Raw genomic sequence first — 7694 nt, forward strand, 5'->3', positions numbered from 1 at the left:
TTCAGTCCGATATGCCCCTTCTTGCACCTTCCTGCCATGATGCCACCGTGCTTGCAGAACGCCGGGTAGAACTCCGTTTCCATGTCACCTCCCGTGACGCGAGGACCCACACGAACCTGTCCGCCGTCCGCTCCGACGGCACGGGCCTCTGGCTCGCGGGTGACGAGACCGCGACCCTGGAGTACCTGACCCTCCGTGAGGGCCGCTACGACGACCAGCGCACCTACGCCCTGGCCGACTTCGTCGACCTGCCCGCGGGTCCCGACGACGAGGCCGACATCGAGGGACTGGCCAGGGCCGACGGCTGGTTGTGGGCGATCGGCTCGCACAGCCTCAAGCGGAAGCGTGTCAAGCGGGACCACCCCGTCGGCAAGTCCCTGCGCAGGCTCGGCAGCCTCGTACGCGAGGAGAACCGCTACGTCCTCATGCGGTTGCCGCTCGTCGGTTCGCGGCCGGTCCGCGCGGACGGCACCCGCACCGCGGCGATCCTGTCGGGACGCGGCAGGAACCTGGCCGACCTGATGGCCGACGACCCCTACCTCGCTCCCTTCCTGAAGATCCCCGGCAAGGACAACGGCCTGGACATCGAGGGCATCGCGGTGCTCGGCGAGCGCGTCTTCGTCGGCCTGCGCGGGCCCGTGCTGCGCGGCTGGGCCGTACTGCTCGAGATCCGTCCCGAGAGCGACCCGCGCCGCCCCGAACGGCTGCTGCCGGCCCCGATCGACGGCGAGCCGTACCGGATGCACTTCCTGAACCTCGGCGGTCTCGGCATCCGGGACCTGTGCCCGCACCAGGGGGACCTGATGATCCTGGCGGGGCCGACCATGGATCTCGACGGCCCGGTACGGCTGCTGCGCTGGACCCCGGGGGAGACGCCGTCCGTCGAGCACGATCCCCGGCTGGTGATGGACCTGCCCTACGGCGACGGCGACGACCACGCGGAGGGAATGACCATGCTCGACGACGAGCACCTGCTGGTGGTCTACGACAGCCCGGCGGCTTGGCGGCTGACCCCCGAGGGGGGTGTGCTCGCCGACGTCGTCAGGCTGACCTGAGAGGGCCGGAGGCGGCCGGGCGGAAGCCTTCCCCGCGTAGCCACGGCGCGTCCGCGACGACCGTGCACGAGCCGGGCGCGATCTCGGTGAACCCGGCGTCCCTGACCGTGGGCAGGCCGGAACCGGTCAGCCCGGCCCACCGCCCGGTCTCGGCGGTGCGCACCGCGCAGATCAGGCCCCGCTCACGCCAGGACCGTCTGGCCGCCTCGTCGCTCCCCCACCAGGCGAGCTGGGCGGCGTGTCCCACCTGGGCCATGGTCTTGCCCGCCGACATCTCCAGGGTGGGATTGACCCAGAGCAGCGCGTCCCCGTCCGGCGCGGGGCCCGGCTCCTCGGGGTCGGTCAGGTCGGTGCCGGAGACCTGGAGCCTGGACAGGTCTCTGGGCCAGTCGTCGAGCGGGACCGGAGGGTGGACCCGGACCTCCGCGGTGCCCGAGGTGACGGTGATGCCGGGCAGGTCGAGCACCCGGCGCCACTCGGCGCCGCGGGCGCGCCGTACGACCTTCCTGATCCCGAGGGTCTCCCACGCCTTGACCTGTTCGGCCCACTCGCCGCCGTCCGCCGCGCGGGGGTCGTCGAGCAGCGTGAGCACGGCGAGCGCCGCCGCCTCAAGGGCGTCGGTGCGCCGTGGCGGGTCAGCCCGCTCGATCCGCACCACCAGCGGGAGCACCCTCTGACCGCTCACTTCCGTCTCACTCACCCTCCAAGCATGCCCTCTCCGCTCCCTAGACGGAGACGGTGTTCCTCTCGGAGGCCCTGGCGGCCACGACGGAGACCGACATGAGGGCGGCGACCAGGCACAGGGCGCCCGCGACGTACCAGGCGAGGTCGTAGGCGCCGAACAGGTCGCGGGTGAGTCCCGCGCCCACCGCGGCGATGGCCGCGCCCACCTGGTGGGAGGCGAAGACCCAGCCGAAGACCACCGGGGCGTCGGCCCCGTAGACCTGGCGGCACAGCGCGACCGTGGGCGGCACGGTCGCGACCCAGTCGAGGCCGTAGAAGATGATGAAGACGAGCATGCTGGGCTCGGCCGTCGCCGAGAACAGGCTGGGCAGCACCATCAGTGACAGTCCGCGCAGCGCGTAGTAGACGCCGAGCAGGACTCTGGAGTCCACCCGGTCACTCAGCCAGCCCGAGGCGATCGTCCCGACGACGTCGAAGATCCCGATGACCGCGAGCAGTCCCGCCGCGACCGGTTCCGACATGCCGTGGTCGTGGGCGGCGGGGATGAAGTGCGTGCCGACCAGGCCGTTCGTGCTCATCCCGCAGATCGCGAACCCTCCGGCGAGCAGCCAGAAGGACCGGGTGCGGGCCGCTCGCCCCAGTACGGCCAGGGCCCGTGCCGCGGCTCCGCCCCTGGTCGTGGGACCGGGCACCGGAGCAGGATCACGGGGGTCGGCGCCCAGGGCGGTCGTGCCCGCCTCCGCCGGGTGGTCGCGCAACAGGAACCACACGAGGGGGACGACGACCAGGGCCGCCCCGGCCACCGTGGCCGAGGCCGTACGCCATCCCGAGGTCTGGGCCAGGGAGGCCAGGACGGGCAGGAAGACGAGCTGCCCGGTCGCGCCGCCCGCGGTGAGGACGCCGGTGACGAGACCCCGATGACGGACGAACCAGCGGTCGGTGAGCGTGGCGGCGAAGACCAGGGCCATCGAGCCGGTGCCCAGCCCGACCAGCACGCCCCAGCACAGGACGAGCTGCCAGGGGGCGTTCATCAGGATGGTCAGGCCGCTGCCCGCCGCGACGAGCAGCAGCGCGCACGACACGACCCTGCGCATGCCGAAGCGGTCCATGAGGGCGGCGGCGAAGGGAGCGGTGAGGCCGTACAGCATGAGGTTGACCGAGACGGCCAGCGAGATCGTGCCGCGTGACCAGCCGAACTCCTCCTGCAGGGGGGTGATCAGCACGCCGGGGGTCGCTCGGAACCCGGCGGCGCCGAGGATCGCTACGAACGCGACTCCCGCCACGATCCAGGCGCGATGCACCCCACGCGTGCGCGTGCGAAGAGGGGTGGTTGTCATGTGGCCCATCATGGAGGGTGGTTTGTCGGGCCCACGAGTGGCCCAAGAGCCAATATCCGCAAGAATCAGGCCATAAGAGAGATGACCTGTCTCAGATGTACAACACCCGGCTCGTCCCACTTGTCGGAAATATGGGATGGTGTTCAGCTTTGCTCGACCGAGGTCGGCGAGCGAGCGCGCCGGGCTACTAAGGAGTTCTAGCGTGTTCCATGCGCGGAGGTCTGGCAGGTTCCTGTCAGCGCTGGTCGGGGGGGTTCTCGTGCTGGGCGCCTGCGGAGTCGGCGACTCCGGACCGGCCACCTCGGAGCCGGTCTCTTCGGGGGCCAGGAGCATCACCTATGCCTATGAGCAGGAGTTCCACTCCTACAACAACAACACCGCCGCCGAGAACGCCACACGCAACGCCGGACCGCTGCAACGCGTCCTGACCGGCTTCTGGTTCTACGGGGAGAACGGCGAGATCACCCCCGACAGGGACTTCGGCCGCTACGTCAAGACCTCGGACGACCCGCTGACGGTCGAGTACACGATCAGCGACAAGGCCGTCTGGTCCGACGGCACCCCGATCGACTGCGACGACGTGCTGCTGTGGTGGGGGTTCAAGTCCGGGAAGATCAAGGGCTTCTCCACCTCCGGCACGACCGGCGTCGAGGACACCAGGCTGCCCGCGTGCGAGAAGGGCGGCAGGAGTTTCTCCCTCGTCTACGACAAGCCCTTCGCCGACTGGATCGCGGGCGGGCCCGGCGCGACCGAACTGCTGCCCGCCCACGTCGTGGAGAGGCAGGGCGGCCTGTCCGAGGACGAGTTCATCGCGGCCGTCAAGGCGCGTGACGCGAAGAAGCTCGAAAAGGCCATCAAGTTCTTCAACGACGGCTGGGTCTCCGAGGTCTCGCTTCCCCCCGCCGAGCTGATCCCGTCCTCCGGCCCCTACAAGCTCTCCAAGATGGACACGGGACAGTCCCTGACCCTCGTCGCCAACGACAGGTGGTGGGGCACCCCGGCGGCGACCCCGACCATCATCGAGCGCTTCATCACCCTCGACGAGCAGGCCGAGGCCCTGCACGACCGGGAGGTCCAGATCATCGAGCCGCAGCCGGGACCCGGCGTGCTCAAGGAACTGAGGCAGATCAAGGGCGTCAAGGTCAACGTCGCCGACCAGTACACCTACGAACACCTGGACTTCAACGTCGACTCAAGCCCCTTCAAGGACAAGAGACTGCGCCAGGCCTTCGCCAAGTGCGTGCCCAGGCAACTCATCGTTGACAGCCTGATCAAGCCGGTGATCCCGAACGCCAAACCCCTGGAGATCCGCAACGTGGCGCCGTTCCAGGCCAACGCCGCGGCGGTCATCGCCGCCTCGGGCGGTGCGGGGGTCTACGGGAAGCAGGACATCGAAGGCGCCAGGGCCCTGGTGGCCGAGGCGGGCAAGACCGGGGTGGAGGTCAAGATCGGCTACCAGACCCCGAACCCGCGGCGCACGGTCGAGGTGCAACTGATCATCAACGCCTGTGACAAGGCGGGCTTCAAGGTCGTCGACAAGGGATCCGACGACTTCTTCGGCACCGTGATGCCCGCCAACGGCTACGACGTCGCGCTGTTCGCCTGGTCGGCTTCGGCCCTGGTCAGCGGCTGGGCCTCCACCTACACCACGCCCGTGAGGTGTGACGGGGAGAGCAAGGGCAACAACAACGGCTGTTATTCGAGCAGAAGGGTCGACCGGCTCATCAGGAAGCTGAACGCGACCGTCGACCTGAACGCGCAGATCCCCATCATCGGAGAGATCGAGAAGCAGTTGTGGGAGGACGTGGCCACCATTCCGCTCTTCCAGCACGCGAGCCTGAGCGCGTGGGACGAGAAGATCGGCAACGTCGTGCCGAACCCGGCCCAGTCGACCATCACCTGGAACATGGACCGGTGGAGCCTGTCCTGACCCACGGCGTCATAGCTGACAGAAGATGACAGGTACGGGCGGCACGATGGGGACCGTACCTCGGACGAGCAAGGAGATCCCCATGCCCCGCGCGGACGGCACATTCACTCTGGACAGCTGGGAGCCGGAGACCTACGACGAGGCCGAGGGCGCGACGCTCTCCCTCGTCCACGTGACCAAGACCTTCTCCGGAGACCTTGTGGGCACCAGCACCACCGACATCATCACGGCGGTGGCCCGGGTCGAGGACTCGGCGGCCTACGCGGGCTTCGAACGCTTCAGCGGAACCCTGCACGGCCGCAAGGGCACCTTCGTCCTGCACCACAACGCCACGGCGCACGCGGGAGAGTCCGCCCTGACCTGGGACGTCCTGCCCGATTCGGGCACCGGCGAACTGACGGGCGTCCGCGGCACAGGAGGCATCGTCAACAGGGACGGCGTCCACTCCTACCACCTCGACTACGAGCTCGGCTGAGGTCTCCGGTGAGACGAACTCACATGCGTGTGAGCCGTACGACCATGTGATCGTCTCACCGAAGACGGTGTGATGGTGTCATGAGCCAAGCACCGATTCTCGTCCTGGGCGGCCGCGGCAAGACCGGCCGCCGTGTGGTCGCCCGCCTGCGCGACCTGGAGATTCCCGTACGCGTCGCCTCCCGCACGACCGGCACCCTGTTCGACTACGGCGCTCCGGAGACCTGGGGTCCCGCGCTGGACGGCGTGCGGGCCGTCTACCTCGTCCCGATGGCCGAGTTCGTCGACCCGGCCGCCGTCACCGCCTTCGCCCACCGCGCGGCCGAGGCGGGCGTCCGGCGGATCGTCCTGCTGTCGGCGCGCGGGGAGGACGGCCGGGCGCACCCGGAGCAGGAGGCGTTCGAGAAATCGGTGCGCGACGCGGTCCCGGAGTGGACGATCCTGCGGGCGGCCTGGTTCGCGCAGAACTTCAGCGAGGACTTCCTGCTCGAACCGATCATGTCCGGTGAGCTCGCGCTGCCCGCCGGTGAGGGCCGTGAGGCGTTCGTCGACGTGGCCGACATCGCCGACGTCGCCGTCGCCGCGCTCACCGGTGACGGGCACGCCGGTCAGACCTATGAGCTGACCGGCCCCGAGGCGCTCTCCTTCGGCGACGTCGCCGCCACCGTCTCCCGCGTGTCGGGCCACCGGGTCCGCTATGTCCCGGTCAGCCGGGAGACCTACGCCGCCGCGCTGGCCGGGCAGGGATACCCCGAGGGGACCGTCGAGGCCGTCGCCGACCTGATGGAGGAGCTGGCCCGCGGGGCCGGTGAACGCGTCGCCGACGGCGTGTACCGCGCCCTGGGACGGGCACCGCGTTCCTTCGGCGACTTCGCCGAGGAGGCGGCCGCCGCCGGAGCGTGGAGGTCCTGAACGGGGTCAGGAACGGCGCGCCTCGGCCAGGAGGGCGCCGGGTGAACGGCCACGGACGCGCTTGAAGGCGTTGCTGAACGCGAACCCGTCGGAGTAGCCGACGCGGCGGGCGACCGACGCCACGCTCGCGCCGTTCTCGCGAAGCATGTCGGCGGCCAGGGTCATCCGCCACTCGGTCACGTACGCCATGGGCGGCGTCCCGACCAGTTCGGTGAACACCCGGGCGAACGCGGCCCGTGACAGCCCGGCCTCCCCCGCCATGCTCGCGACCGTCCAGGGACGGCCGGGATCGTCGCGCAAGGCGCGCAGCACACGCCCGACGCGCGGATCGGCCAGCGCACGGTATCCGGCGGGGGGTTCGGCGTCGGGGCGGGCGAACCAGCAGCGCAACGCCTTGACCAGCAGCGTGTCGAGCAGCCGGTCGAGGACGATCTGCTGCCCCGGTTCCTCACTGACGATCTCGACGGCCAGCAGGCCGAGCAGCGGCGCCAGGTCCTGGCCGCCCTGGACGATCGCCAGGTCCGGCAGGGAGCGCAGCAGCCGGTCACCGACGTCTCCCCGGATCGGATACCCGGCGACGACGAACGTGCCGGTCGCCTCGTCGCTGAGCCCGCAGGTCCGGGGACCGAGGACGAGGTCGTCGGCGTCCAGCACCGGCCCGTCGCCGACCGTGTAACAGGTGGTCTCGTCCTCGATGACGATCTGGGGTGGGGTGGCCGGGTCGTCGGCGACGGAGAACGGCCTGCCGCCCCGGACCAGCGCGACGTCTCCCCTGCGCAGCGGCTCCGGCGCCGAGCCGTCCATGAGGATCCAGGCGTCCCCGGTGAGCACGGTGACCAGGCCGAGCGGAACCGGCCCGGTGAACCGGACGTTCCACGGCGGTTCGACCACCGAGCGGCAGAACACCGCTCCTCGCGCCCGCACACCCCCGAGATAGTCGTCAAAGAAGTCCATGACGAGACGATCTCACATGCGCATCGGTTCTACGGCCACGAACCGTCCAGAGTGCCATGGACATCGCACCGGCGAATTGACGAGGCCGATTCCGCCGTGAAAGACTGACCCCGGCAGAGAGGTTGACGCTCATAGTAAATGTGGCGTCCCGTTTGTCATTTGCGCTATTCTGCTGCCCTCGCGCTGTCCGCTCACGTCCCCGGATCCTTCCGGGGCGTTTGGCATGCGCGCAGTCGATTCCATCCGTGCCTCCCGGAAGGACATCTGTTGGCAGCCTCGCGCAACGCCTCCGCCGTACCCGCTGGTCCCCGTCGCGTGTCGTTCGCACGTATTCAGGAGCCGCTCGAA

General features: G+C 69.8%; 7 protein-coding genes. 4 read left to right on the forward strand and 3 right to left on the reverse strand.

Features of this window, described 5'->3' with window-relative positions:
• Nucleotides 1-47 precede the first annotated feature (47 nt).
• On the forward strand, nucleotides 48-1055 hold the full coding sequence (locus ABT340_RS38855) for a DUF3616 domain-containing protein (RefSeq protein WP_352015933.1): 1008 nt from the start codon (nucleotides 48-50) through the stop codon (nucleotides 1053-1055).
• On the opposite strand, the gene ABT340_RS38860 is transcribed toward ABT340_RS38855, so the two are convergent.
• Together ABT340_RS38860 and ABT340_RS38865 are read right to left on the reverse strand one after the other, a co-directional pair.
• Nucleotides 1042-1755, reverse strand: a complete 714-nt coding sequence (locus ABT340_RS38860; protein WP_352015934.1) for an aminoacyl-tRNA hydrolase — start codon at nucleotides 1753-1755, stop codon at nucleotides 1042-1044. The two genes, ABT340_RS38855 and ABT340_RS38860, sit on opposite strands and share 14 nt — an antisense overlap.
• A 25-nt stretch (nucleotides 1756-1780) precedes the next feature.
• Complete coding sequence (locus ABT340_RS38865; protein ID WP_352015935.1) at nucleotides 1781-3076, reverse strand: MFS transporter; 1296 nt, start codon at nucleotides 3074-3076, stop codon at nucleotides 1781-1783.
• A gap of 202 nt (nucleotides 3077-3278) precedes the next feature.
• Between ABT340_RS38865 and ABT340_RS38870 the strand changes: the two genes are divergently transcribed.
• The 3 genes from ABT340_RS38870 (at nucleotide 3279) to ABT340_RS38880 (ending at nucleotide 6392) form a co-directional block, all read left to right on the forward strand.
• Nucleotides 3279-5006 (forward strand): ABC transporter family substrate-binding protein, encoded by a 1728-nt coding sequence (locus ABT340_RS38870; RefSeq protein ID WP_352015936.1) that lies wholly within the window; start codon nucleotides 3279-3281, stop codon nucleotides 5004-5006.
• Between the two features lie 82 nt (nucleotides 5007-5088).
• Complete coding sequence (locus tag ABT340_RS38875; protein ID WP_352015937.1) at nucleotides 5089-5481, forward strand: DUF3224 domain-containing protein; 393 nt, start codon at nucleotides 5089-5091, stop codon at nucleotides 5479-5481.
• Between the two features lie 80 nt (nucleotides 5482-5561).
• Entirely contained in the window at nucleotides 5562-6392 is an 831-nt protein-coding gene (locus ABT340_RS38880; protein ID WP_352015938.1) for an NmrA family NAD(P)-binding protein, read from the forward strand.
• A gap of 6 nt (nucleotides 6393-6398) precedes the next feature.
• On the opposite strand, the gene ABT340_RS38885 is transcribed toward ABT340_RS38880, so the two are convergent.
• Nucleotides 6399-7346 (reverse strand): AraC family transcriptional regulator, encoded by a 948-nt coding sequence (locus ABT340_RS38885; protein ID WP_352015939.1) that lies wholly within the window; start codon nucleotides 7344-7346, stop codon nucleotides 6399-6401.
• Nucleotides 7347-7694: the final 348 nt, after the last annotated feature.

This window comes from Streptosporangium sp. NPDC000239, from assembly GCF_040300765.1.
Taxonomy (GTDB): domain Bacteria; phylum Actinomycetota; class Actinomycetes; order Streptosporangiales; family Streptosporangiaceae; genus Streptosporangium.